The organism is Mesorhizobium sp. B1-1-7, from assembly GCF_006442705.1.
GTDB lineage: Bacteria > Pseudomonadota > Alphaproteobacteria > Rhizobiales > Rhizobiaceae > Mesorhizobium > Mesorhizobium opportunistum.
In genome coordinates this window covers 23,758-45,789 of the sequence record NZ_VFWQ01000025.1, presented here as the reverse complement: position 1 = coordinate 45,789, position 22,032 = coordinate 23,758, and the positions used below count along the sequence as shown (strand labels likewise).

23 protein-coding genes are annotated in these 22,032 nt (G+C 63.2%); 9 read left to right on the top strand and 14 right to left on the bottom strand.

Features of this window, described 5'->3' with window-relative positions; genetic code table 11:
* Positions 1-82: 82 nt before the first annotated feature.
* Positions 83-1,531 (bottom strand): cysteine--tRNA ligase, encoded by a 1,449-nt coding sequence (gene cysS, locus FJ978_RS30050; protein WP_140576352.1) that lies wholly within the window; start codon positions 1,529-1,531, stop codon positions 83-85.
* Between the two features lie 416 nt (positions 1,532-1,947).
* Between cysS and FJ978_RS30045 the strand changes: the two genes are divergently transcribed.
* Complete coding sequence (locus tag FJ978_RS30045; RefSeq protein ID WP_013896350.1) at positions 1,948-2,103, top strand: hypothetical protein; 156 nt, start codon at positions 1,948-1,950, stop codon at positions 2,101-2,103.
* A 79-nt stretch (positions 2,104-2,182) separates the two neighbouring features.
* On the opposite strand, the gene FJ978_RS30040 is transcribed toward FJ978_RS30045, so the two are convergent.
* Positions 2,183-2,944 (bottom strand): SOS response-associated peptidase, encoded by a 762-nt coding sequence (locus tag FJ978_RS30040; RefSeq protein WP_140576350.1) that lies wholly within the window; start codon positions 2,942-2,944, stop codon positions 2,183-2,185.
* Positions 2,945-3,068: 124 nt separating this feature from the next.
* Here FJ978_RS30040 and FJ978_RS30035 point away from each other — a divergent pair, with 124 nt between their 5' ends.
* From FJ978_RS30035 to FJ978_RS30020, 4 genes are all read left to right on the top strand, one after another.
* Positions 3,069-3,503, top strand: a complete 435-nt coding sequence (locus FJ978_RS30035) for an NUDIX hydrolase (RefSeq protein WP_140576348.1) — start codon at positions 3,069-3,071, stop codon at positions 3,501-3,503.
* 62 nt (positions 3,504-3,565) lie between these two features.
* Positions 3,566-3,943 carry a TIGR02301 family protein gene (locus tag FJ978_RS30030; RefSeq protein WP_140576347.1) on the top strand — a complete coding sequence of 126 codons (378 nt, stop codon included), beginning with the start codon at positions 3,566-3,568 and terminating at the stop codon, positions 3,941-3,943.
* Between the two features lie 409 nt (positions 3,944-4,352).
* The gene (locus FJ978_RS30025) at positions 4,353-4,610 is read left to right on the top strand and encodes a hypothetical protein (RefSeq protein WP_008874920.1); all 258 of its coding nucleotides are present in this window, start codon (positions 4,353-4,355) and stop codon (positions 4,608-4,610) included.
* A gap of 70 nt (positions 4,611-4,680) precedes the next feature.
* A complete protein-coding gene (locus tag FJ978_RS30020; RefSeq protein ID WP_181176890.1) occupies positions 4,681-5,466 on the top strand; it encodes a hypothetical protein in 786 nt (261 codons plus the stop codon).
* An 86-nt stretch (positions 5,467-5,552) separates the two neighbouring features.
* Here FJ978_RS30020 and FJ978_RS30015 read toward each other — a convergent pair whose 3' ends face one another.
* A complete protein-coding gene (locus FJ978_RS30015) occupies positions 5,553-6,884 on the bottom strand; it encodes a dihydroorotase (protein WP_181176889.1) in 1,332 nt (443 codons plus the stop codon).
* 75 nt (positions 6,885-6,959) lie between these two features.
* Between FJ978_RS30015 and FJ978_RS30010 the strand changes: the two genes are divergently transcribed.
* From FJ978_RS30010 to FJ978_RS30000, 3 genes are all read left to right on the top strand, one after another.
* On the top strand, positions 6,960-7,820 hold the full coding sequence (locus tag FJ978_RS30010) for a folate-binding protein YgfZ (RefSeq protein ID WP_140576345.1): 861 nt from the start codon (positions 6,960-6,962) through the stop codon (positions 7,818-7,820).
* A complete protein-coding gene (locus FJ978_RS30005) occupies positions 7,820-8,455 on the top strand; it encodes an HD family hydrolase (RefSeq protein WP_013896357.1) in 636 nt (211 codons plus the stop codon). Before FJ978_RS30010 ends, FJ978_RS30005 begins: the two co-directional genes overlap by 1 nt.
* Positions 8,456-8,520: 65 nt before the next feature.
* Positions 8,521-10,662, top strand: a complete 2,142-nt coding sequence (locus FJ978_RS30000) for an EAL domain-containing protein (RefSeq protein WP_140576344.1) — start codon at positions 8,521-8,523, stop codon at positions 10,660-10,662.
* Positions 10,663-10,672: 10 nt separating this feature from the next.
* On the opposite strand, the gene FJ978_RS29995 is transcribed toward FJ978_RS30000, so the two are convergent.
* Positions 10,673-11,563 carry a fatty acid desaturase family protein gene (locus tag FJ978_RS29995; protein ID WP_140576342.1) on the bottom strand — a complete coding sequence of 297 codons (891 nt, stop codon included), beginning with the start codon at positions 11,561-11,563 and terminating at the stop codon, positions 10,673-10,675.
* A gap of 112 nt (positions 11,564-11,675) precedes the next feature.
* Between FJ978_RS29995 and FJ978_RS29990 the strand changes: the two genes are divergently transcribed.
* Positions 11,676-12,593, top strand: a complete 918-nt coding sequence (locus FJ978_RS29990) for a LysR substrate-binding domain-containing protein (protein ID WP_140576341.1) — start codon at positions 11,676-11,678, stop codon at positions 12,591-12,593.
* A 20-nt stretch (positions 12,594-12,613) separates the two neighbouring features.
* On the opposite strand, the gene FJ978_RS29985 is transcribed toward FJ978_RS29990, so the two are convergent.
* The 10 genes from FJ978_RS29985 to recO all read right to left on the bottom strand — a co-directional run bounded on the left by FJ978_RS29985 (position 12,614) and on the right by recO (position 21,980).
* Complete coding sequence (locus FJ978_RS29985) at positions 12,614-12,886, bottom strand: DUF3303 family protein (RefSeq protein ID WP_013896361.1); 273 nt, start codon at positions 12,884-12,886, stop codon at positions 12,614-12,616.
* An 18-nt stretch (positions 12,887-12,904) separates the two neighbouring features.
* Positions 12,905-14,368, bottom strand: a complete 1,464-nt coding sequence (locus FJ978_RS29980; protein WP_013896362.1) for a RimK family alpha-L-glutamate ligase — start codon at positions 14,366-14,368, stop codon at positions 12,905-12,907.
* Entirely contained in the window at positions 14,368-15,465 is a 1,098-nt protein-coding gene (locus FJ978_RS29975; protein WP_140576387.1) for a GNAT family N-acetyltransferase/peptidase C39 family protein, read from the bottom strand. The genes FJ978_RS29980 and FJ978_RS29975 overlap by 1 nt, the downstream gene beginning before the upstream one ends.
* 205 nt (positions 15,466-15,670) lie before the next feature.
* Positions 15,671-16,462 carry an anti-sigma factor gene (locus FJ978_RS29970; RefSeq protein WP_013896364.1) on the bottom strand — a complete coding sequence of 264 codons (792 nt, stop codon included), beginning with the start codon at positions 16,460-16,462 and terminating at the stop codon, positions 15,671-15,673.
* Positions 16,459-16,977, bottom strand: coding sequence for an RNA polymerase sigma factor (locus FJ978_RS29965; protein ID WP_013896365.1), 519 nt, complete (start codon positions 16,975-16,977; stop codon positions 16,459-16,461). Before FJ978_RS29965 ends, FJ978_RS29970 begins: the two co-directional genes overlap by 4 nt.
* A gap of 161 nt (positions 16,978-17,138) precedes the next feature.
* Positions 17,139-17,555, bottom strand: coding sequence for a type II toxin-antitoxin system VapC family toxin (locus FJ978_RS29960; RefSeq protein ID WP_140576339.1), 417 nt, complete (start codon positions 17,553-17,555; stop codon positions 17,139-17,141).
* Positions 17,555-17,797: a type II toxin-antitoxin system VapB family antitoxin gene (locus tag FJ978_RS29955; RefSeq protein ID WP_140576337.1), complete on the bottom strand. Its 243-nt coding sequence runs from the start codon at positions 17,795-17,797 to the stop codon at positions 17,555-17,557. Before FJ978_RS29955 ends, FJ978_RS29960 begins: the two co-directional genes overlap by 1 nt.
* A gap of 46 nt (positions 17,798-17,843) precedes the next feature.
* A complete protein-coding gene (locus tag FJ978_RS29950) occupies positions 17,844-20,594 on the bottom strand; it encodes a DUF2339 domain-containing protein (protein ID WP_140576336.1) in 2,751 nt (916 codons plus the stop codon).
* 94 nt (positions 20,595-20,688) lie between these two features.
* Complete coding sequence (locus tag FJ978_RS29945; RefSeq protein ID WP_013896369.1) at positions 20,689-21,207, bottom strand: PaaI family thioesterase; 519 nt, start codon at positions 21,205-21,207, stop codon at positions 20,689-20,691.
* Complete coding sequence (gene recO / locus FJ978_RS29940; protein WP_140576334.1) at positions 21,204-21,980, bottom strand: DNA repair protein RecO; 777 nt, start codon at positions 21,978-21,980, stop codon at positions 21,204-21,206. Before recO ends, FJ978_RS29945 begins: the two co-directional genes overlap by 4 nt.
* Positions 21,981-22,032 lie beyond the last annotated feature (52 nt).

Below are 22,032 nucleotides of genomic sequence, written 5' to 3'. Positions count from 1 at the left end.
ATAGGCAATCTCCCCCCTTGCGGGGGGAGATCGGCTGTCGCCAGCGCCTCCGCCAACCTTGCAAAGGCGCTTGGCGCCGCCCTCACCGCTTCACCTCCCACGTCGTCACACGTTCGCCGGTGACCGGATCCTTGCCGTCCTTCAGCTGTACACCTTGCGCCAAAAGGTCGTCGCGGATGCGGTCGGCTTCGGCCCAGTTCTTGGCGGCGATCAATTCCAGGCGCCTGGCGATCGACCTCGCGACCTCGGCCTCGTCGACCCTGGCCGCGCCGATGTCGAAGCCGAGGAAGAGAAGTGCGGCCTTGAGCGAAGCGGCGGCGGCGTTCTCGCCATGGCCTTCGACTTCGCTGGCCTCGCCGGCAAGCTGGGTCAATTGCTGGAAGGCAGCGTAAGTGGCCAGGTCGTCGGAAAGGGCTTCCACGACCTTAGCCGGCAATTGTCCCGCCGTCGGCGCCAGATCGGCCGCGCGTTTCCATTTGCGCAACGTGTTCTCCGCCTCCTCCAGCTTGCGCATCGAAAAGTCGATCGGCTCGCGGTAGTGCGTCATCAGCATCGCCAGCCGTAGAACCTCGCCCGGCCAGTTGCGGCCGCCGAAGGTCTCGGTCTCCAGCAGTTCGTGGATCGAGTAGAAATTGCCGAGGCTCTTCGACATCTTCTGCCCTTCGACCTGCAGGAAGCCGTTGTGCATCCAGACATTGGCCATGACATCGGTGCCGTGGGCGCAGCGCGACTGGGCGATCTCGTTCTCATGGTGCGGGAAGATCAGGTCGAGGCCGCCGCCATGGATATCGAAGACTTCGCCGAGATAGGCCGCCGACATCGCCGAGCATTCGATGTGCCAGCCAGGCCTGCCCCTGCCCCACGGGCTCCGCCAGCCCGGCTCTTCAGGCGACGACAGTTTCCACAGCACGAAATCGCCAGGGTTCTTCTTGTGCGCGTCGACGGCGATGCGGGCGCCGGCCTGCTGCTCATCGAGATTGCGCTTCGACAATTGCCCATAGTCGGGCATCGACGCCGTGTCGAACAGAACTTCGCCTGCAGCGACATAGGCATGGCCGCGTTCGATCAGGCTTTGAATCAAGCTGATCATATCGGCCTTGCCGTCGGCGCGGGGCTCGACGAATTCGGTGGCGCGCGGTTCGACGGTCGGCTCCAGGCAGCCAAGCGTGGCGACATCGCTGTGGAACTGGTCGGCGGTCTTTTCGGTCACCCGCCGGATAGCTTCGTTGAGCGACAGCTTTCCGGCTGATATCTCGTCGCCGAAATCGCGCAACGCGCGCGCGTTGATCTTGTCGTCGACATCCGTGATGTTGCGCACATACGTGACATGCGTTTCGCCGTATACATGGCGCAGCAAGCGAAACAGCACATCGAAAACGATCACCGGTCTGGCATTGCCGATATGGGCGAAATCGTAGACGGTCGGGCCGCAGACATACATGCGCACATTCAGCGCATCGATCGGCGTGAAGTCCGCCTTCGTCCGCGTCAGCGTGTTGTAGAGGCGCAGGCCCTTAGATGCGTCAGACATTCAATGCCTTCCCGGTTCAGAACTTTTGTCTGGATGGAGCCAGCCCCGCGCCGAGGCGCAAATCAGGCTCCAGCCTGCTGGCCGGGGCGTTTGTCCAATCTAGGGGAAGATGAGGCGAAAACGTCCGGACCAGCGCGAGGCTAGCCAATAATGCAAATGCCACAAATGGCGAAAGACGTTTTCATGGGCGGCTTTATCGCCTTGGCCAGTGTTGCCGTCAAGTCGCTGATCCCAGGAAAAACGTCATAAAGACGGTGAAGCGCGTCGCTCGATCACGCGGAATCAGGCAGTGAAACATTTTATTAAACATGTCGGCACAGTCATGAAACATTCGCCGGCTAGATCACCAAGCGTCACGATTTGGTCGGAATCAACCATCAAACGCAGACACGAAGACGTTACCAGGGAAGAGAAAGATGCCTCGAAGCAAGCAAGACGCCAACCGCGCCAAGCAACCGGCGCTGGCCAGCCACTATCGCGCAATCGGTCCGGCCGCGATCGTCGCAGCCCTTCTTCACACCGCTAAGAAGAAGAAGCCTGCGCAGAAGATCGTATCGCCCCGCGCGGCCTGAAGCGGTACGCGTCCGCCGCAACCGCCGGCGGTCGGGGCGCAAACAGGTGCCTTGAAAATGAAGCCCTCGACGGGCTTGGCTAGAACAGCGTCATCTGACCGTCGTCCGCGCCAGGCTTCTGGCGCCTGACCTTCTCGGGTTCCGGTCCGATCTCGCCCCTCTCCTGAATTTCCGGTCCGGTGTTGGCGACCTTGTTGACGAGGTCGGAAACGGGGATCGCTTCGAAGAAATCAAGCCGCGCCGGCCGCAGCAGGTCGGCGACATCGCGCGGCTCGAGCGTGCGGCAATCCAGCCAGCGGGCGAAATCCCCGGGATCGACGACCACGGGCATCCGGTCGTGGATATGGGCGATGTCGCCATTGGCATTGACGGTCAGGATCGCGCCCGTATCCATTTCCGAGCCGCCCGGCTCGGCATAGGTTTCGATCAGGCCGGCAAAGGCCACCAACCCGCCATGCCGGGGCCGTATCCAGTAAGGTTGCCCCTTCTTGCCGCCCGTTTGCCGCCACTCGTAGAAGCCGGATGCCGGCACCAGAGCGCGGCGATGGCGCATGGCCGCCTTGAACGAGGCCTTCTCGATCGCGCCTTCCGAGCGGGCGTTGAACAGCAGCGGGAACTCCCTGGTGTCCTTAACCCAGGTGGGAATGAGGCCCCAGCGCACCAGCATCGACTGGCGGTCCGGCAGGTTGGAGCCTGGCGCCCGTGGCGCCCCGGAGATCGCCATCAGCACTGGCTGCGTCGGTGCGATGTTGTAGCGCGCCGGAAATTCCTCCAGCTCAGCCAGGCCCAGAAAGGCGGCGGTCTGGTCCGGCGTGGCGGTCAAGGCAAAGCGTCCGCACATGATCGATCGTGCCTCTCGAATGGTTGCGCAAGAAAGTGGCGATGGAACAGCCGCACTGCAACCGCTAAAGCTGTGCGGCACTGGCCGTCCACAGCGGACTGCGGCGATCGAACGGTTGGGAGCCATGAACGAACAACGAAAGATACTGCCGGCAGTCTCGGTCGCGGTGGTGCGTGGTGACACCGTGCTCTTGGTCAAGCGCGCAAGGCCGCCTTCGCAAGGGCTCTACGCCTTTCCGGGCGGCAAGGTCGAGGCCGGCGAGACACTGGAGGATGCCGCGAAGCGTGAGTTGCTGGAAGAAACCGGGTTGCACGCCGCCGGTTTTCGCCCGCTTCGGGAAATCCATATCGACGGCAGGGATGAGAGCCATCCGGTCGACTACCGCCTCACGGTTTTCGGCGCTGCCTATGCCGGCGGCGAAGCGGTGGCCAGCGACGACGCCGAGACCGCCGCGTTCTATACGCTCGGCGAGATGGCGGCGTTGCCGCTCGCCGGTTCGGTGTTCGCGGTGGCACAAGATCTGCTGGGGCGACCCCACGGTTCCCCTGCAAGCCGCTGAAATCCGCAACCGTCCCGCTGGAAACGCCTTGCAGGCGACAAATTGTTTGGCCAGATAGACTTATGAGCCGCACCTCCCTTCTCGTCGTTTTGTGCCTCGCCGCCAGCACGGCCGTGGCGGCGCGACCGGCATCGAGCGCGGAGGCGCCGTTCGAGCCTGGATTGATGCGGCTGGCCGAGGTTTTGGGATCGCTGCATTTCCTGCGCAATCTGTGTGGCGAGAAGGGCGACCAGTGGCGCGTCGAGATGGAAAAACTGCTCGATTCGGAAAATCCGGATGCCGAACGGCGCGCCCGCTTCATTGCCAGCTTCAACCGCGGCTACCGCTCTTTCGGCGGTACCTATACGCAATGCACCGCATCAGCCACCGAAGCCATCAGCCGTTACATGAAGGAAGGCGAGACGCTGACGCGTGACATCGCCTCGCGCTACGGCAACTAGGGCAATTCCAGGAAAAGTGTGACGCGGTTTTCCGGGGACAACGGGGAAGCTCTCCAGACGTCCATCAACAGATATCCGGGCAGCTGAGAGCGGCGGCGGGCATATCCGGCTTGTGCCAGCCAGTGTCTTGATGCAATCCTGATGTTGCACTTCTGCAACAACGTTAATCAAACGTTAGCGCACAAATGTGGAATTAACTCAAACTGAAGGTTTTCACCCCGCAGGCCGGCCTAATCGGCTAAGTTTGATCCGAGTTGAATGCAACTTCGCCAGGCGCAGTCGCCCCTTTGTAAAGCGCGATCAAAAAAATGTCGTATTTACAAATACTTACTTAGGGCTGCGTGTAAAACGGAACAGATCAAGCCTGATTCACACGGATGGATCGCCGCTTGAAAGGGTGGACATCGCTATGGAACATGGTGTCAACGACATCGACGCGCTGGTCAGGGAAGAAAAGCGCCTGACGGCGGTGGAGAGCCACAGCGAAGCTTGGGCGGAAGGCCTTTCGGCCGGCATCGAGCCCGAGATCATTGCCGAGGCGGCGCTTGAGACCGCATTCGGTGAAATGTTGCGCGCCAATGGCGAGACATCGGCCCTTGCCCTGCTCGACCGCATGCGCGAGAAGGTGATTGCTGGCGCCTTCGAACCCGAGCGGCTGCGGCACTGAACCGATATCAGGTTCTTTGACCATCAAGTGTCGTTCGGGCATCATGCCCGGAAGCAGGGAGATACGGGCAGTGAATTTTCCGATGTCAGGCAAGCCGAAGGGCTTGGTCCTTTACATCCGTATCGCTGCTTGCTGTGCTGCGTTTACACTGGTGGCTTGTCTTGAGAGCAGCCCTGCCCATGCGTTGAGCCAGATCCAGCGCGAAGAGCTTCCCTCCACTGTCACGCCGCCGACGGATAGCGACAGTTCGGCGCCCGGAAGTACAGTCCCGATGCCGGATCCCGTGGGAACGCCTTCGACCAGCCAGCCGGCTGCTCCGGACGCGGCGGAACCCGACAGCCCATCGGATGGCAGCAGCAACAGGCCGCGTGTCGACCCCGAAGCGCCCCTGCCGGAGGTGGTGTACGACCTCGCCAAGCTGCCCGAGCCCGTGCGGCGCATGCACGACCTGATTATCGAGGCTTGCAGGACCGGCGACATCGAAAAGCTCAGGCCATTGATCGGCAAGGGCGACAGCATGACCCAGCTGTCGCTGACCGACATCGACGGCGACGCCATCGCCTTCCTCAAAGGGCTCTCCGGCGACCCGGACGGCCAGGAAATCCTGGCCATTCTGGAAGAAGTGCTCAGCGCCGGCTATGTCCATGTCGATGCCGGAACACCGCAGGAACTCTATGTCTGGCCGTATTTCTTCGCGCTGCCGCTCGACAAGCTCGACGCCAAGCAGCGGGTCGAGTTGTTCAAGATCGTCACCGCCGGCGATTTCGACGACATGAAGCAGTTCGGCGCCTACATCTTCTACCGCGTCGGCATCACGCCCGCCGGGCAGTGGACCTTCTTCGTTGCCGGGGACTGAGCGGGCCCACCCTCCCCAGGGAACGGTCGCCATGGAACAGCCGGGCAGGTATGGCGCCGCCACTAACCGGGCCCTTCGGTCCGAGCCTATGCCGGCAGCGCCTCGGAAAACTCGACGGGCCTGCCCTGGCTTGGCGTCACGATTTCGCCTTCCCACATGATGCGGCGACCGCGAATGACGGTGCCGACCGGCCAGCCGGTGACCTGCTTGCCGTCATAGGGTGTCCAGCCGGCCTTCGAACCGGCCTGCGCGTTGGTGATGGTTTCACGCCGCTTCATGTCGACGATGGTGAAGTCAGCGTCATAGCCGGCGGCGATGCGGCCTTTTCCAGCCATGCCGAAGATACGCTGCGGGCCGTGGCTGGACAGGTCGACGAAGCGCTGCAGCGTCAGCCGGCCGGCATTGACGTGGTCGAGCATGACCGGCACCAGCGTCTGTACGCCAGTCATGCCCGAGGGCGAAGCTGGATAGGTTTTTGCCTTCTCGGCCAGTGTGTGGGGCGCGTGGTCGGAGCCGAGCACGTCGACGATGCTTTGCGCGATGCCGTGCCAGACGCCGTCGCGGTGGCGCGCGGCCCGCACGGGCGGGTTCATCTGGATCAGCGTGCCGAGCCGCGCATAGTCGTCGGCGCTCAGCGTCAGATGGTGCGGCGTCGCCTCGCAGGTCGCGACATCCTTGTGCCGTTCGAGGAACAGGATCTCCTCGGCGGTCGAAATGTGCAGGACATGGATGCGGGCGCGAACGCTGCGCGCAACGTGCACCAGCCGCTCGGTGCAGCGCAAGGCGGCGATCTCGTCACGCCAGACCGGATGCGATGACGGGTCGCCCTCGATGCGTTCGCTAAGGCGCTCACGCAGCCGGAACTCATCCTCCGAGTGAAAGGCCGCACGGCGGCGGGTATTTCGCAGGATCGAGGCGACGCCTTCATCATCCTCGACCAGCAGATCGCCGGTTGACGATCCCATGAAGACCTTTATGCCCGCCGCACCGGGCAACCGCTCAAGTTCGCCAACATCCTTGGCATTCTCGCGTGTACCACCGACCCAGAACGCAAAATCGCAATGCATGCGGCCACCGCCGCGCCGAACCTTGTCGGCAAGCGCTGCCTCGCTGGTGGTCAACGGATTGGTGTTGGGCATCTCGAATACGGCTGTGACGCCGCCGAGCACCGCTGCCCGCGAGCCGGTTTCCAGATCTTCCTTGTGCTCCAGTCCGGGCTCGCGAAAATGCACCTGGCTGTCGACGACGCCCGGCAGGATGTGCAGGCCACGGCAGTCGATCGTTTCGCCGGCCGAGGCTTGGCCGAGATCGCCTATCGCGGCGATGCGCCCGCCCTTGACGCCGATGTCGCGCAGCCCCTCGCCGTCATGGTTGACCACAGTGCCGCCTGTCAGGATGAGGTCATAGGTCATGGTCATGCTCTCTTGCGGGGGGAGTGCCAGCGGCTTACGTAATGGCCAACCGTTTTGCAAGATCAGGCTTTTATTCGCCCCATGCCCTTTACCCTGCTGAAAGACCGCGCGCTGATTTCTGTCTCGGGCCCGGATGCCGAGCACTTCCTGCAGAACATCCTCACCACCGACCTCGATGCGCTGGGTGAAAGCGAAGCAAAACCGGGCGCGCTGTTGACGCCGCAAGGCAAGATCCTGTTCGACTTCCTGATCTCGCGTGCTGGTGAAAACGCCTTCCGGCTCGAATGCCGTGCCGATATCTCGGATGACTTCGTTCGCCGGCTGATGCTCTACAAGCTTCGCGCCAAGGTCGAGATTGCCAAGCCAGAACAGGCACTTGTCGCTGTTGCATGGGGGAAAGAGTCAATCGCCTTACAAAGTGATTCAACCGCAGTCGCCGACAGGCGCTTTGGTGGCGAGAGCGTCACACGCTCCTATGCCGGCGCTGCGCAAGCCGATGATGGCGCCGCATGGCAGGCCTTCCGCATCGCCCACGGCATTGCCGAAAGCGGGGCTGACTATGCGCTCGGCGATGCTTTCCCGCACGACGTGCTGCTCGACGAGACAGGCGGCGTCGGCTTCAGGAAGGGCTGCTATGTCGGCCAGGAAGTGGTCTCGCGTATGCAGCATCGCGGCACGGCCAGGCGGCGTGTGTTGATTGTCCAATCGGAGCTTCCCTTGCCCGTCGCGGGCACCGAACTGACCGTCGAGGGACGGCCGGTCGGCGCGCTCGGCTCAAGTGCTGGCACAACCGGGCTTGCCATCGCGCGCATCGACAGGGTCAAGGCGGCGCTGGACGCCGGCCAGCCGATCCTGGCGGGCGACGTACCGGTGACGCTGACCATCCCCGCCTGGGCCGAATTCAGTTTCCCGCAGGAAACCGTCAGCGCGGAGGAAGCCTGATGGCGGCGGACCGCACCGGCGCGCCGCCACGCGCCTGGCAGCGCATGCTGTCAGGCCGCCGGCTTGACCTGCTCGACCCATCGCCGCTCGACATAGAGGTTTCGGACATTGCCCATGGGCTCGCCCGCGTTGCCCGCTGGAACGGCCAGACCAGCGGCGAGCATGCTTTTTCGGTTGCCCAGCATTCGCTGCTGGTGGAGGCGCTGTTCAACGAACTGATGCCCACGGCTTCGGCCGACGACCGGCTGGCGGCGCTGCTGCACGATGCGCCCGAATATGTCATCGGCGACATGATCTCGCCGTTCAAGTCGGTGATGGGCGGCAGTTACAAGGACTGCGAATTGCGCTTGCAGCGCGCCATCCATCTGCGCTTCTCGCTGCCCCCCGACCTGGCCGCGGGGTTGCGCAAGGAAATCAAGCGCGCCGACCAGATCGCCGCCTATTTCGAGGCAACGCTGCTCGCCGGCTTTTCGACCGCCGAGGCAACGGAGTTCTTCGGCCGCCCGCGCGGTTTTTCCGCCGAGCGTTTCGATTTCGCACCGCGTTCGGTGACCTGGGCACAGAATGCCTTCCTGAAGCGGTTTTCGGCGATCGAAAAATCGCGGCATCAGGCCCCGGCACCCGCGATAGGGTAGAAAACGCTAAATTAACCGGAAGCGTCAACAGTGCGATGTTCGATCACGCACCGCAGGCGCGCCCCATGCCCGTCGTGGACGTTAAGGATGGTTCGATCGTCCCGGAACGGGCGGCCGAAGGCATGGAACGCTCACGCCGCATGGAAGACGAACTGCGCGAACAGAACGAACGCTTTTCGGCTGCTGTCGAGAACATGTCGCATGGGCTTTGCATGTTCGACGCCGACGAGCGCATGATCATCTGCAACGGCAACTATATCGACATCTTCTGCCTCGACGCCAAGGTGGTGCGGCCCGGCATCTCTTTCATCGACATCCTGCGGCACAGCGTCGACATCGGCATCGCCTCGCAAAGCGCCAACGAGCTCTACGCCATCCGCAAGCCCTATATCGACCAGGCAAAACCCTCGACCTACGAGGAGGCGCTGGCGGACGGCCGCATCATCCGCATCTCGCACCGTCCGCTGGCCTCGGGCGGCTGGGTCTCGATCTACGAGGACATCACCGAACAGCGGCGCGCCGAGCAGGATCTGAAGGAACAGCATCGCCGCTTCGACGCAGCACTCGCCAACATGTCGCAAGGCCTGCTGATGTATGACGCCGACGGCAAGATGATCGTGCGCAACGAGCGTTTTCTGGAGCTTTTCAAGGTCAAGGCAGCGGATTTCCCGCTTGGAACGACGCATCGCGACGCACTCGAACGCTTGCTGGAACTCGGCATCTATACGCAGATCGACGTCGACAGCGAAGTTGCCAAGACCGAAGCCTGCCGGCGCGCGGGAAAAATCCATTCGGCCTATCGGCATCTTGCCGACGGCAGGACGATCCTGGTCACACGCCGGCCGATGAGCGGCGGCGGCTGGGTGGCGACTTTCGACGACGTCACCGAGCGCCGCCGCACCGAAGAGCGCATGACCCATCTTGCGCATCACGACATGCTGACCGGGCTGCCCAACCGCTCTATGTTTCGCGAACGGCTCGACCTCGCCTTGGAAGACGCGGCGGCCGCACGGTTGGCGATCTTCTCGCTCGATCTCGACCGCTTCAAGGCGATCAACGACACCTGGGGGCACCCGGCCGGCGATTGGCTGCTGAAATGCGTCGCCGAGAGGCTGCAGCGTTGCCTGCGCAATGAAACAGACATCGTCGCGCGCTTCGGCGGTGACGAGTTCGTCGTCATGCAGTCCAATTTCAAGGGCATTGCCAATGCCGAGAAAATGGCGAAGCGCATCGTCGAGGCGATTTCAAAACCGTTCCGCGACGAGAACCGGGACATGCATGTCGGCATCAGCCTGGGCATCGCCGTTTTCCCCGACGACGGCAGGGACGCCGATTCGCTGCTAAAAAACGCCGATACGGCGCTCTATCGGGCGAAGAGCGAAGGACGAAACCTTTATCGCTTCTTCGAACCCGAAATGGACGCCATGGTGCAGACCCGCCGGGCGCTTGAAGTCGACCTGGAGACAGCGTTGCCGCGTCAGGAATTGGATCTCGATTTCCAGCCCATCATGAACATCGCCTCCGGCGAGATCACCGGCGCCGAGGCCTTGATGCGCTGGCATTCCCCGGCGCGAGGGACGGTCGCGCCGGACCAATTCATTCCGGTCGCCGAAGACACCGGACTGATCGTGCCGCTCGGCGAGTGGGCACTGAGGAAGGCCTGCGCGGCGGCGGCCGGCTGGCCACCGGGCTTGCGTATCGCGGTCAACGTCTCGGCCGTGCAGCTCAAAAGCGACGGGTTTGCCCGCGGCGTCATCTCGGCACTGGCCTTTTCGGGCGTGCCGGCCGGGCAATTGGAGCTGGAAATCACCGAAACCGTGCTGATGGACGAGAGCAAAGCCGTCTTGAAGACGCTGCGGCAGTTGCGCGACCTCGGCATTCGCATCGCGCTGGACGATTTCGGCACCGGCTATTCCTCGCTCGGCTACCTCAGGCGATTCCCGGTCGACAAGATCAAGATCGACCGTTCATTCATCCGCGACCTCGGCAATCGCGATACGGCGGCGATCGTTCGCACCATTATCGGGCTCGGTACGGAGCTTGGCATCGTCGTCACGGCCGAGGGCGTCGAGACGGAGGTGCAACTCGACATGCTGCGCCACAATGGTTGCACGGAGGCGCAGGGTTATCTGATCGGCGTGCCGTCGAAGGCGGCGGACATCCAGCGCCTGTTGAAGTCGCGTGCACCTCGCAGCCAGGCGGGCTGAGACAGGCCGCTCAACGCAGTGTCTCAATGTATTTCTCATGGAAGCTGACATAGCCCGGCTCGACCACCTTGAGATGCCGCTCGATCAGCGCATGAAACCGCGGCAGCTGATGAAACGGCACGCCGGGATAGGCATGATGCTCGGCGTGGAACGGCATATTCCAGGCGAGCTTGCGGACAAGCCAGTTGGTCAGTGTCGTCCTGGTGTTCTCCAGCATGTTGGCGACGAACGGACAGCGACCGTGCTCGGCCAGCAAGTAGAGGCGCAGGAATGGCTGTCCGAGCAAAGCGGGAATGATCCAAACATAGAGAAGCACGGGGAGCCGGAAATAGACGGCGAGCAGAATGACCACGGCATAGATGGCAATCATCAAGCGCGCTTCGGTCCGTACCTTGGGGCGGCCCTTCGGCGGTACATAGCTGTCCTGGCTGCGCCCAATGGCATTGGCATGGAGCGTCTTGAAATGGCCCCACCACACCGGGATGCCGGAAACGTGCACGAGGTACTGCCGCAGCGTCTCCGGTTTCGGGGACGCCAGTTCCGGGTCGCTGTCCGGATCCTGGGTGAAGCGGTGATGGGCGAAATGGAAGTAGCGGAACCAGTCGGCCGGCAGCGCGATCGCCAGGCTGCACACCCGCGCCACCGCATCGTTCAGCCTTTGCGTCTCAAACGCCGTGCGATGAACCGTCTCATGAAGGAGCGTGAACAGGAACACGATCAGGATGCCTTGCGGCAGCATCAGCAGCGGCCAGAATGGCACCTTGGCCGCAATCAGCGCTCCAATGACCATGATCGCGCCCCAATGGGCGCCGAGCTGAACGAGACCCGCGACATCGGACTTGGCGGTCAGACGATTGCGCTCTTCCGGGGTCAATGACGCGATGATGTCGCGATGGTCCATCGGCTTCGATCCTGGCTGGGATTTGATGACATCCATTGTAGCCGATGAAAAAACTTTCCAAAAACGACGATTTCTGTGATTTAGATAAGGTTAGCTTACCTATCTGGTGATCATGGTTACATCCCCATCGCTGAAAGGACTGCAGGCGTTCGAGGCCGCGGCGCGCACAGGCAGCTTTGCCGCGGCGGCGGAAGAGCTTTCGGTTTCGCCTGCCGCGGTCAGCCAGCTCGTCCGCTCGGTCGAAGAACAGATGGACCGCAAGCTGTTCCATCGCGTCAACCGCCGCGTCGTCCTCACCGAGGCGGGCGTGGAAATGCTGCCACGGCTGACCATGGCTTTCCAGGAAATCGGCAGCGTCGCGCGCGAACTGGGCGGCGACGTCTTCCGCCCGCGCCTGGTGGTGTCGGTCCCGCCATCCATGGCCATGGGTTGGCTTTCGCAGCGCCTGGCCGGCTTCGTCGCAAGCCATGGCGCTGCCGATATTTCGCTCCGGGGCGATGACGATCCGATGCCGTTCGATCGCGAGCTGATCGATATCAGGCTGTCGTACGGGCCGCATTATCGCGAGCACCCGACCGAGGACATCGTCCAGGACGCGGTTTATCCCGTCTGCGCGCCAAGGCTTGCCAGCATGGTCAAGGCAGATGGCGGACCGCTCGCCGGGCTGCCGCTGATCCACACGGACTGGGGGCCGACCGGCGCGTCTTTTCCGTCCTGGGGCAACTGGTTCGACGCGGCCGGCATCCAGCCCGACCGGGCAGCGCAGCGCGGCCTCTCGGCCAACTCGTCACGCGCGGCGCTCGACCTTGCCATTTCGGGGTTGGGCGTGGCGCTGGCGCAAGGGGTCTATTGTGCCGAGGCTCTGGAGGACGGCAGGCTGGTCCGGCCCGCCGCCAGGGCGATTGCGCTGCGCCAGCCCTATTGCCTGACGATCCCGGAAAGAAGCGGCCGGCGCGACGTCGTGGCGGCGTTCCGCGATTGGCTGATCCGTGAATGCCAGCGCGCGGTGGGTTCGCCTGTATTCCGTTGACACAGCAGGCGGCTGGACGGTCAAAGGTGCCCGCTCAATGCTTGCGTCATATCCTTGCTGGTCGCCACGGGAACGATCTCGAATTCGACCAGATCCGCCCATTCGATGACCCAACGCTGCAGCAGCGTGACGTCATCGGCTTCGACCAGCAGGAAGCAGCGGCTCATATCAGCCGCGATCCAGCTGTGGTGAACGACAAGCTCATCCGGCTTCAGGCGACCACGGTCGCGGAAACGGCGGTAGATCTCCTTGCGATCGCAGCCGGTAAAGTCCTCGATCACGATGAACAGCATCTTTTTCCCTCGGTTTGACTACCGCCCCGGCCTGTCCAGCCGCTCAAGGAACCACTGCGTCAGCCGCACCCAGACCTCGTCCTTTTCGCCGGAATCCTCCCAGCCATGGTCGAGGTTGGGATTGTCGTTGACCTCGATGACGAAGACACCGTCCTTGGTCTCCTTGAGGTCGACGCCGTAGAGGCCGTCGCCGATGCAGCGCGCCGCTTTGACCGCGGTCTCGACGACATGGGGCGGCGTCTCCTTCAGCGTGAAGGTCTTGATGCCACCCTGGTCGGGCTTGCCATTGGCCTTGTGGTTGACGATCTGCCAGTGCTTCTTGGCCATCAGATAGTGGACGGCAAACAATGGCTGCCCACCGAGCACGCCGACACGCCAGTCATACTCGGTCGGGATGAATTTCTGCGCGATCAGAAGATCGGAATCCTCCAGCCACTCGGTCGCGAGCCGCGTCAGCTCCTCCAGGTTGGCGCATTTCTTGACGCCGCGCGAAAAGGAGGAATCCGGGATCTTCAGAACCAACGGAAAGCCCAGCGTCTGCGCGGCGAGTTCGAGGTCCGAGGTACCGGCGATCATCACCGTGGGAGGCACCGGCACCTTGTTGTAGGCCATCAACTCGTTGAGATAGACCTTGTTGGTGCAGCGGATCATCGACAGCGGGTCGTCGATGACCGGCATGCCCTCCTGCTGGGCGCGGCGGGCGAAACGATAGGTGTGGTTGGAAATCGAGGTGGTCTCGCGGATGAACAGCGCATCGTAGTTGGCGAGCTTGGCGAGATCCTTCCTGGTGATGGGCTCGATTTCGACCCCCATCTTTTCGGCTATCTTGGCCCAGTAGCGCAGCGACGAGATTTCCGACGGCGGCAGTTCCTCATGCGGATCGACAAGCGTGGCGAAGGTGTAGCGCGCCGGCGTGCGGCCCTTGGTGTCGCGCCACTCGCGGTTGGTGTAGGTCTCAAGGCACTGGATGAAGCTTTTTTCCTCGTCCTCGGTCATGCGCGCCAAGGGGTGGAAGCCGATCTTGCGGATCGAGGCCCATTCGGCGCTGTCCTTGATGTGGACCTCGAGCGCCGGTGCCCGGAACCAGTCGAACAACAGCTTGGCGAAGCGGTCCCACACTTTCGACGGCCCGATGCCGAAGAAGATGCACACCTTCGCCGGAAAGGCGCCGCCGAGGTCCTTGCGGCATTTGTTGAGCGCCAATTCCAGTTCCGGCAGCGCATGTTCGTAGAGCTTGCGCTCGGACAGGTCGATCATCGTCTCGACGGTCGGGATGACCTTGTGGCCGCGCGAGCCCGCCAGCAGCGAGGCATAGTAGCCGCGGCTCTGGTAACCGTAGTTGTTCGACAGGTTGATGACCTTCGGCCGCTGGCCGCGAAATAGCGAGGGATGCGCGAGATACTCGCGATTGGTGATGATCTTGTGCGGTGTCGCCACCTGGTCGAGATCGCTCTGCCTGCCGGTAAGAATGACCCAGGTCATTATCTCTTTCCCAAAGTGATGGCGGCACGCAGTCCGTCACGGCCGAACTGCGCCATGTTCATGAAGATGCCGTAAGGCACGGGAATGTTGGCGGCATCAAGGATGGTTTCCTGCCTTTCATCCTCGACCCAGGGATCGTGGATCAGGATATGGTCGCCATCGTCGCCGATGGCCAGTACCCAGTGAGGCACCTTCTTGCCGAACATCAGGAAGCCGCTGATCAGCACCAGCACCAACTTCCCTCCAGCGATCGCGGTTCTGATATCGTCGATGGTGAACGAACGGTAATTCACCGGGATGCCGTAAAGTTCCGCGCGGCGGCGAAAGTCGACCTGAGCCAGCTCCATCACCCGGCGCTTGTCCTCGCTGCGCACCGACTGCAGGAACAGCGCGCCGTAGAAGGAAACGAAAATCTCCGCCGCAAGTCCGCTTTCGTACCCCGAGACCGCCAGGCCGAACGGCTCGCAGCCGCCAGGTCCAGACATCATGAAGACGGTCGTCGCCTCGCGCCAGAGGCGGATTTCCATCACCGGGTCCGGCACGAAGCCTCGGTCGAAATTGGCCATGGCCATCATCAGGCAGCATGGACCGCAGGTGAACTCGCAGGTCTGCTGATAGAACGGCACCTTGGTGGCGACCGGGAGATCGCCGCGCAGTGTCTTTTCATAACGAAGCGCCGTCTCGCCGTCGGAGTAGTAGCCCGGCTCGCGGCCGATCTTGCGATAGCCGGCCTGCTCGTAAATGCGGATGGCCCGGCCGTTGTCCTCGCGCACTTCGAGGCGCAGCATCATGCGGTCGTGCTCGAAGGCTGCCTCCTCGGCCGCCGACAGCAGCTGGCGGCCGACACCGAGTCCCCCGAAAAACGGGCCGACAGCTATGGAATAGAGCCGCGCGACCCCACTGCCCTTGCGAAACAGCACGATCGAATAACCGGCGACGCGGCCATCGATTTCGGCGACCAGCGTCTCGGCGGTCTCACGCTCGATGAACTGGCGAAAGGAGCGGCGGGAGATGCGATCGCTCGAGAACACAGCTTTCTCGATGGCGGCGAGATCATCGACGTCGGACGCGCGGGCCGTGCGGATCTCGGCAGGCATGCGGCTTGAGGAAACCTCGATTGCGTTGCGGAAACGGCCCCGGTCAAAAGCGTCGCGAACACCGGCCGAAGCGCCGGTATTCATCAAGCGCTATCGCTCCTTGATTAGGGCCGAATTGTGACAGTTTCCGTGGCGGCAGGGAGGCCGGCAAGCTTTGCGCAAGATCGCCGTTGAAGCCTGCCCGTGGCGGAAGATCACAGCCCGCTCAGCTCGCGAGACCAGCCAGAAGCTGGCCATAGGCATTTTTGGCCACTACCGCCAATTGCTCGCGCGGCAGCGAGCCGACGACGGCGCAGCCATAGCCCTTGTCCAGCCAATAGACGGCCTGCGGCCCGTCCTGCGCCGCAGCATAGGTGCCCTTGGCGTTCTCCGTCGATTCCGCGGTGACGAAGAGCGATATGCGCTCACCCTTGTCGTCCTCGTAGAGCAGCATCGCGGCCTTGCTTTCGCCGGCCGGCAGCAACCGGCCGCCGATCAGTTGAAAACCGTTGGCGGTCAGGTCCGGGGCGACCAGCCTCAAGCCGACCCGATTGGACAGCCAGGTCTGCAAATGATCCTTGTCGCTGGCAGGCACTTCCACGGCATGCCGCTTCTCGGCGGCGAAGATGACATGGGCGGCGATCGCCTGTTCGGCGAGCCTGTCTTCAGCCGGATCCTCCTGCCCGAAGCCGTCGATGCCGGCAAAGTAGCCGCCAAATCCGCCCGCGGCCAGAAGCACGGCCGCAGCAGCGGCAAGCCACCAGCGCGAGCGTGGCGCGGCGACCCTGAGCGGCGCCTCGCCGAGCACCACCTTGCGCAAACGCAGGGGTACAGCCTCATCCAGCACGCCGCCAAAGGCGGCGCGCAATGCCTCCCGGTCGGCGGTGAAGCGGACGCTCCTGGCCTTCATCTCGGGATTGGCTTCGAGCCAGGCATCGTAGGCGGCACGCTCGTCGGCCGGCAGCTCGCCGTCGAGCGCCATGTGGATGTCACGTTCGGAAAAATCGCGGCGGATCATTTCTCGACGATCCTTATCGTGCGGCGGCGCGCCGTATCATCCAGCAACCCACGCAATTCCTCACGCCCACGCGCGATGCGTGACATCAGCGTGCCGGCGGGCACGCCCAGAATGTTGGCGGCTTCGGCATAGGAAAAGCCCTCGATCGCGACCATGACAAGCGCGGCGCGGCGATCGGGGCTGATCGCCTGCAAAGCATTGATGATTTCGCGTGAGGCGATGCCCTCCAACTGTTCGGCCGGCTGGGCAACCGCCTCGCCCGCTTCCAGCGGCAGCATCGCCGCCTCGCCTCGGCGGTTCACCTTGCGCATCTGGTCGATGAACAAATGATGCATGATCGTAAACAGCCACCTCCTGGGGCTCTCTCCCGTCTGCCAGTTCTCGAGCCGCAGCAGTGCGCGTTCGAGGCAGTCCTGGACGAGGTCGTCGGCAGAATCGCGGTCGCGCAAAAGCGAGCGTGCGTAGCGGCGCAGGCGCGGTATTTCGCCAAGGATTGCTGCCTTCTTTTCGTCCATGACCGCTGGTTCTGAGGTCGCCTTTGTTGATCTCGATTGAACGCGCCTTCCCGGCGCGGCGCAAGCGGCCAGCGCGAAGCGGTCCGCCGCCCCGGTCACCCAAGCAATGAGACAACGACGTGATCGGCTAAATTATTCCCGGCAATCAACAAGAAGCCGAATTATCCCAAATCGGTAAACGGGAAATCATTGCCCTTGTAGAGCAGCGGAACATTGAGACTTTTGGCACAAGCGTAGGCGAAACAGTCGCCGAAATTCAGTTGGGCCTGATGGCCGACAGCCTTGCCATAGCGCGCACTTGCATCAATGGCCTGGGAGCCAATGTCTTCGCCGATGACCACATTTTCCGCGCCAATTTCCACAATGAAACGATCGATCAGATCGCGAGCCCTGAGAAGGGCTTCAGCATCCGGCCTGTGGGAGCCCGCGGCTGCGCGCGCCACTGCCTGCGTCGCCTCGAAACGCACCAGCGCAGATACGTAGAGCGGGCCGGCAAAACCGGAAAGCCGCTTGACCAGTTCCTCCCACCCAGGTTCCCAATTGAGAATTCCGACGATCACCGATGCGTCGACGAACATCAGTCTTCCCACATCTCGTCGGTGAATTTCTTCATGTCGAAATCGGGGGTGGGCAGGCCAAGCTTCCTGGCCTCGGCTTGTAGCCTCGCAATCCGATCGCGAAGCGGCACTGTGGCGCGATTGCGCTCAAGTTCGTGTACCAACGCGATCCGAACCGCCTCCGTTTTGCTCGGGGCGTTGGTCTCGCGCTGCAATCTGGTTGCCAGCGCATCCACCTCATCGTCACGGATGTAGAGCGGCATGGAATTCCTCCGATGGATATTCATATATTCTACGTTGCATATTCCTTCAAGATGCTACGCTTCCCTCCTTCGCCGCCCGCGTCAAAAGCCGCTGGTAGAATAGCCCGATGCCGATCAGCACGGCACCGAGCCCGATAAAGGACAGCGCCCTGAGCACGCCCTCCAGTTCGGACATGTCGAAGAGGAAGACCTTCAGCACGGCGACAGCGATCAGCCCGGCGGAGGCAATGCGCAGCACCTGCGACTTCAGCCAGACGCCGGCGGTGAGCAGCGCCACGCCGATGACCAGCCAGAGCGCCGAATAGGTGTAGGTTTCCAATTGGCCAAGCCCGCTCCACAGGCCGATGAACTCGCCCTTGAACAGCCGCCTCACCGAAAGCGTGGCATAGGCAAAGGCAAGCAGCGCCGCCACCAGCGCCAACATCTGCGCATACCATTTCGGCCGCTTGTCCCCGGCGTAAAGCGCCAGCCCGCCGGCGGCGACCGCCGGCAGGAAATAGGCGAGGAACAACAGGTTGAACACCGGGATCCGGCCTGTCGATTCGTCGGTGAATAGCGGATTCAGCACCACGAAATGTCTGACAACGATGAAGGCGACCGAGACCACGCCGACGGCCATCGAACCATAGCGCAGCACCGAACTTGGCGAGCGCATGTCGATGGCGACCAGGATGGCGCCGGCGCCGATCGCGATCAGCGTGTAGATCGCCTGTTCGGCGAGCGTCATGGCACCCGTGTCGATCACGCCGCCATGCATGGCGTGACGCACCAGCATGGCAACGGCTAGCAGCGCAAACAGCGCCGCGGCCGCTTCCATGGCGAGGCGCGGCCGGCCATCGGTGGTGCGGGCGAGTTGCCAGGCAGCAAAACCGAAGGCCAGCGCCGGTATGCCATAGCCCGGCAGCAGCCAGTTGAACACCGGCGTCGTGGAGAGGAATTCAGCGCCGACGATTGTCGGATCGAAGGCGACGCGGCCGAGCACCGCGATCACGGCGCCGACAGAAATCCAGCCGAGCGCCGGATAAGAACGCCAGCGTGTCGCCAGCGCCGGTATGATGGCCGCGGCACCCAGCAACATGGTGGTCCAGCCCGAGCCGAAAGCCATGTGCAGCATCAGGAGGCCGGCGATTGCCGCGCCGCCCAAGGCAAATGACACAGCCATTCCGCCCTTGAGCGGCTGCGCTTCGGCCCTTGCGATCCACTCGCCGCCGGCGGCGAAAATCACCACCAGCAATGCCGCGATGCCGGCGTAAACAAAGTCGCGGTCGAGATTGCCGAAGGTGAACCAGAGCGCCAGCAGAACGACCAGCGGCACGACGACGGCCCATGCCGCCCAGGAGGCGGACCGCGGCCAGGAGGAGGCCGCGAACTTCCGGGCTGCCCAGAGACCGGCGCCAATGAAGACCAGGCCCAGCGCGATGCCGATGCGCCATGTCAGCGCGTTGGAGGTTGCAAGCGGCAGTCCATCGACACCAAGAGCGCCGCCCGAAAAATCGGAAGCGATCGAGGTCGGCGGGATGATGCCGAGATAGATCAGCACCGTCGCCAGTCCGGCCGCGAAAAGCAGGGGCAGCGCCAGCGGTCGATAGACCGCGACGGCCACCATCACGGCGAGCAGCACTGCCGCCGGCAACGCATCGCCGGCGGCGGCGAAGACCGGGTCGACCGACAGGCCCAGCGCCGAGAATGCGACGAACAGCCCAGGCACGATCGACGGCCAGTCGAAAGCCCTGGCCGGTCCAGTCTCGTCGCCACGGCGGCCGAGCCAGACAAAAGCGAGCACGGCGAGCGTGACCGCGTTGATGAACAGGATGGCGGAGAGGTTCGCCCCCGGTGCGTCTGTCATGTAGAGGATGGTCCAGATGCCGGTGCCGAAAAAGGCCGCCGCCATCAGCAGCTTCCAATCGCGCATGCGGGCGATGACACCGGTGGCGGCAAGCACGATCGCCAGATAGCCGAACAGCGCCCAGGGATTGGGCGCCTGCGAGGCGATCAACACCGGCGTCACCATGGCGCCGACAAGGCCGATGCCCGCCAACGCCTGGCCGTGGACGAGAGCGGCCGCGATCGTCGCCACGCCGATGGCGCCGAGCAGCGTGAAGGCGAGCGCCGGCCCGATGAAACCGTAAATACCATGGGCGGCGTAGACGGTGCCGAACAGGATGAAGGCACCCGCCGCTGTCAGGATTGCCGGAATATAAGCGCCCGCGGCGCCTTGCACGGGCATCTTGAAGCCGGTGCGGCGGATGAACTCGCCGCCCACGACCAGGACCAGCCCGAGCACCGCGGCCATGGTGAGCCGCACGCCGGGACCGAAAATGCCAGCCTCGATGGTGTAGCGGATCAGGAACAACCCGCCCAGCGCCAGCGCGATGCCGCCCACCCAGACCGCCCAGCGGGTGCCGAGCGCCGTTTCGACATCGGACTGGCGGGCGGCTTTCGGCGTTGTGGCAGGTTCGGTGGGTTCCGTTGCCTTCGGCTCGCCCGCGGTCCATGGCCCGGACATGATCTCGCCGGACGGAGCTTCCGCTTCTGCAGCGGGCATCGGTGCGGCGGTCGGCTCGCTCACTGCTGCTGGAGCTATATCGGCCGCTGCCGCCGGCACCGGCGCCGCGTCCTCCTTGCCATCGGTGGCCGCCAGTTCGGACGGCTTGACCACTGATGGCACTGCGCCTGAAAGCACAAGGCTGCGCAACGCACCAAGTTCGCGCTCGATCAGGCCGATGCGGCCTTGCTGGCGCGAAATGATGACGAACAAGGCGATGATGGCGACAAGGCCGATCAGGCTCTCAAACATGGCGGTTCCCCCAAACCAGGCCAGTTTTCACTGACGTTTCATCTCACTGACATTCAAATACGGCGGCCAGGCGACGGCTGGACAGCTGGAAAACTCAACGTGCCGCCAGATTGGCGGCTGGAAATATGGAACATGTCTCGGTGCCGAAAGCCAGCAGCTTGCCGCCGGCATCCTTCAGCGTCGCTTCCGAAACGGCAAGCGTACGGCCTTTGTGGACCACCTTGCCTTCGCAGACCACCTCGCCGGTCCTGGGCGTGATCGGCCGTGTCAAATTGACCTTGAATTCCGCGGTCGTATAGGCCTCGCCCTTTTCGAGCAGTGTCTGCACGGCGCAGGCCAAAGCCGAATCGAGAAGCGTCGCCGCCCAGCCGCCATGCACGCTGCCCAGCGGATTGAGGTGACGCTCGCCCGGCATGCCGTGAAAAACAGCGCGCCCTTCCGAGACTTCGGTGAGGGTGAAATTCAGCTGAAATGAGATCGGCGGCGCCGGATATTTGCCATCGACGATGCGCTGCAGCAATTCCAGGCCGGTATATTCCAGGATGTCGGCGTGCGGGATCGTGCCCAAGCCGAGCGGCGAGACGCGGCCCGGATAGAGTTCAACCTCGCTCATGTGATGACTTCTCTGGCGGCATTCTCTCCGGCAATGGTCTTGCGCGCTGCATGATGCTTGCGCAGTGCGGCAAGAAAGCCGAGGCGGGCATCCGGCTGCTCGATGGCGCGCGGCTCATAGACGTGGCGGGTGAAGAAGAAGCCGGTGAGCCGGAAGGCGTCCTCGACAGCTCCGGGATCCGCGCGCAGGCCGGAACCGCGCTGCAGAAAGGCCGGCAGCGCCAGCATCTTGTCGCGCCACGGCAAGCCTGCTTCACGCGACACCGCGCGCCCCGACTTCGGCGAGACATAGGCGAGGTCCTGTTGCGTGCCGGTGGCGGCGCAGCGGCTTAGATCGAGGCCGAAGCCGAGTTCATCGAGGATCAGAAGCTCGAAGCGTGCCACCAGTTCGCCGGCGGCATCGGCGTCGTCGAGATGGACGATCATCACCGAAAGCGCTTCGTAAAGGCCGCCATGGGCGTCGCGCTCCGGCAGCAGACGCAGATGCGCCGCCATGGTCTGCAGCCCGTAGACGGCGATGGCGCTGTCCATCAGCCGCGCGGCGTTCATCTCGATCGGCTCGGCCTGGAAGGTGCCGAGATGCTCGTCAAGACGTGCCCGCCACAAGAGATCGACGCGATTGCCTGGCTGCAGGACAGGCTGCTGTTTGCGCGAACGGCCGCCGCGAACGAGACCGAGATGGCGGCCATGCGTGCGCGTCATCACCTCGAGAATGGCGCTGGTTTCGCCATGCTTGCGGGTGCCGAGAATGATTCCCTCGTCGCGCCATTCCATTTCTAGAGCTTTTCACCGATCGGGTGGCGAAATCAAGGTATGGGCTTGCGCT

What these genes read in the sequence shown, in the direction of transcription:
- FJ978_RS30005 (WP_013896357.1), top strand. Translation starts at nt 7,820, where the DNA reads ATGGCGGCGGACCGCACCGGCGCGCCGCCACGCGCCTGGCAGCGCATG.
- FJ978_RS30035 (WP_140576348.1), top strand. Translation starts at nt 3,069, where the DNA reads ATGAACGAACAACGAAAGATACTGCCGGCAGTCTCGGTCGCGGTGGTG.
- FJ978_RS30040 (WP_140576350.1), bottom strand. Translation starts at nt 2,944, where the DNA reads ATGTGCGGACGCTTTGCCTTGACCGCCACGCCGGACCAGACCGCCGCC.
- FJ978_RS29975 (WP_140576387.1), bottom strand. Translation starts at nt 15,465, where the DNA reads ATGCCTGCCGAGATCCGCACGGCCCGCGCGTCCGACGTCGATGATCTC.
- FJ978_RS29970 (WP_013896364.1), bottom strand. Translation starts at nt 16,462, where the DNA reads ATGATCCGCCGCGATTTTTCCGAACGTGACATCCACATGGCGCTCGAC.
- FJ978_RS29945 (WP_013896369.1), bottom strand. Translation starts at nt 21,207, where the DNA reads ATGAGCGAGGTTGAACTCTATCCGGGCCGCGTCTCGCCGCTCGGCTTG.
- FJ978_RS29965 (WP_013896365.1), bottom strand. Translation starts at nt 16,977, where the DNA reads ATGGACGAAAAGAAGGCAGCAATCCTTGGCGAAATACCGCGCCTGCGC.
- FJ978_RS30030 (WP_140576347.1), top strand. Translation starts at nt 3,566, where the DNA reads ATGAGCCGCACCTCCCTTCTCGTCGTTTTGTGCCTCGCCGCCAGCACG.
- FJ978_RS30010 (WP_140576345.1), top strand. Translation starts at nt 6,960, where the DNA reads ATGCCCTTTACCCTGCTGAAAGACCGCGCGCTGATTTCTGTCTCGGGC.
- FJ978_RS29955 (WP_140576337.1), bottom strand. Translation starts at nt 17,797, where the DNA reads ATGCCGCTCTACATCCGTGACGATGAGGTGGATGCGCTGGCAACCAGA.
- FJ978_RS29990 (WP_140576341.1), top strand. Translation starts at nt 11,676, where the DNA reads ATGGTTACATCCCCATCGCTGAAAGGACTGCAGGCGTTCGAGGCCGCG.
- FJ978_RS29980 (WP_013896362.1), bottom strand. Translation starts at nt 14,368, where the DNA reads ATGACCTGGGTCATTCTTACCGGCAGGCAGAGCGATCTCGACCAGGTG.
- FJ978_RS30015 (WP_181176889.1), bottom strand. Translation starts at nt 6,884, where the DNA reads ATGACCATGACCTATGACCTCATCCTGACAGGCGGCACTGTGGTCAAC.
- cysS (WP_140576352.1), bottom strand. Translation starts at nt 1,531, where the DNA reads ATGTCTGACGCATCTAAGGGCCTGCGCCTCTACAACACGCTGACGCGG.
- FJ978_RS29960 (WP_140576339.1), bottom strand. Translation starts at nt 17,555, where the DNA reads ATGTTCGTCGACGCATCGGTGATCGTCGGAATTCTCAATTGGGAACCT.
- FJ978_RS30025 (WP_008874920.1), top strand. Translation starts at nt 4,353, where the DNA reads ATGGAACATGGTGTCAACGACATCGACGCGCTGGTCAGGGAAGAAAAG.
- FJ978_RS30045 (WP_013896350.1), top strand. Translation starts at nt 1,948, where the DNA reads ATGCCTCGAAGCAAGCAAGACGCCAACCGCGCCAAGCAACCGGCGCTG.
- FJ978_RS29950 (WP_140576336.1), bottom strand. Translation starts at nt 20,594, where the DNA reads ATGTTTGAGAGCCTGATCGGCCTTGTCGCCATCATCGCCTTGTTCGTC.
- recO (WP_140576334.1), bottom strand. Translation starts at nt 21,980, where the DNA reads ATGGAATGGCGCGACGAGGGAATCATTCTCGGCACCCGCAAGCATGGC.
- FJ978_RS30000 (WP_140576344.1), top strand. Translation starts at nt 8,521, where the DNA reads ATGCCCGTCGTGGACGTTAAGGATGGTTCGATCGTCCCGGAACGGGCG.
- FJ978_RS29985 (WP_013896361.1), bottom strand. Translation starts at nt 12,886, where the DNA reads ATGCTGTTCATCGTGATCGAGGACTTTACCGGCTGCGATCGCAAGGAG.
- FJ978_RS29995 (WP_140576342.1), bottom strand. Translation starts at nt 11,563, where the DNA reads ATGGACCATCGCGACATCATCGCGTCATTGACCCCGGAAGAGCGCAAT.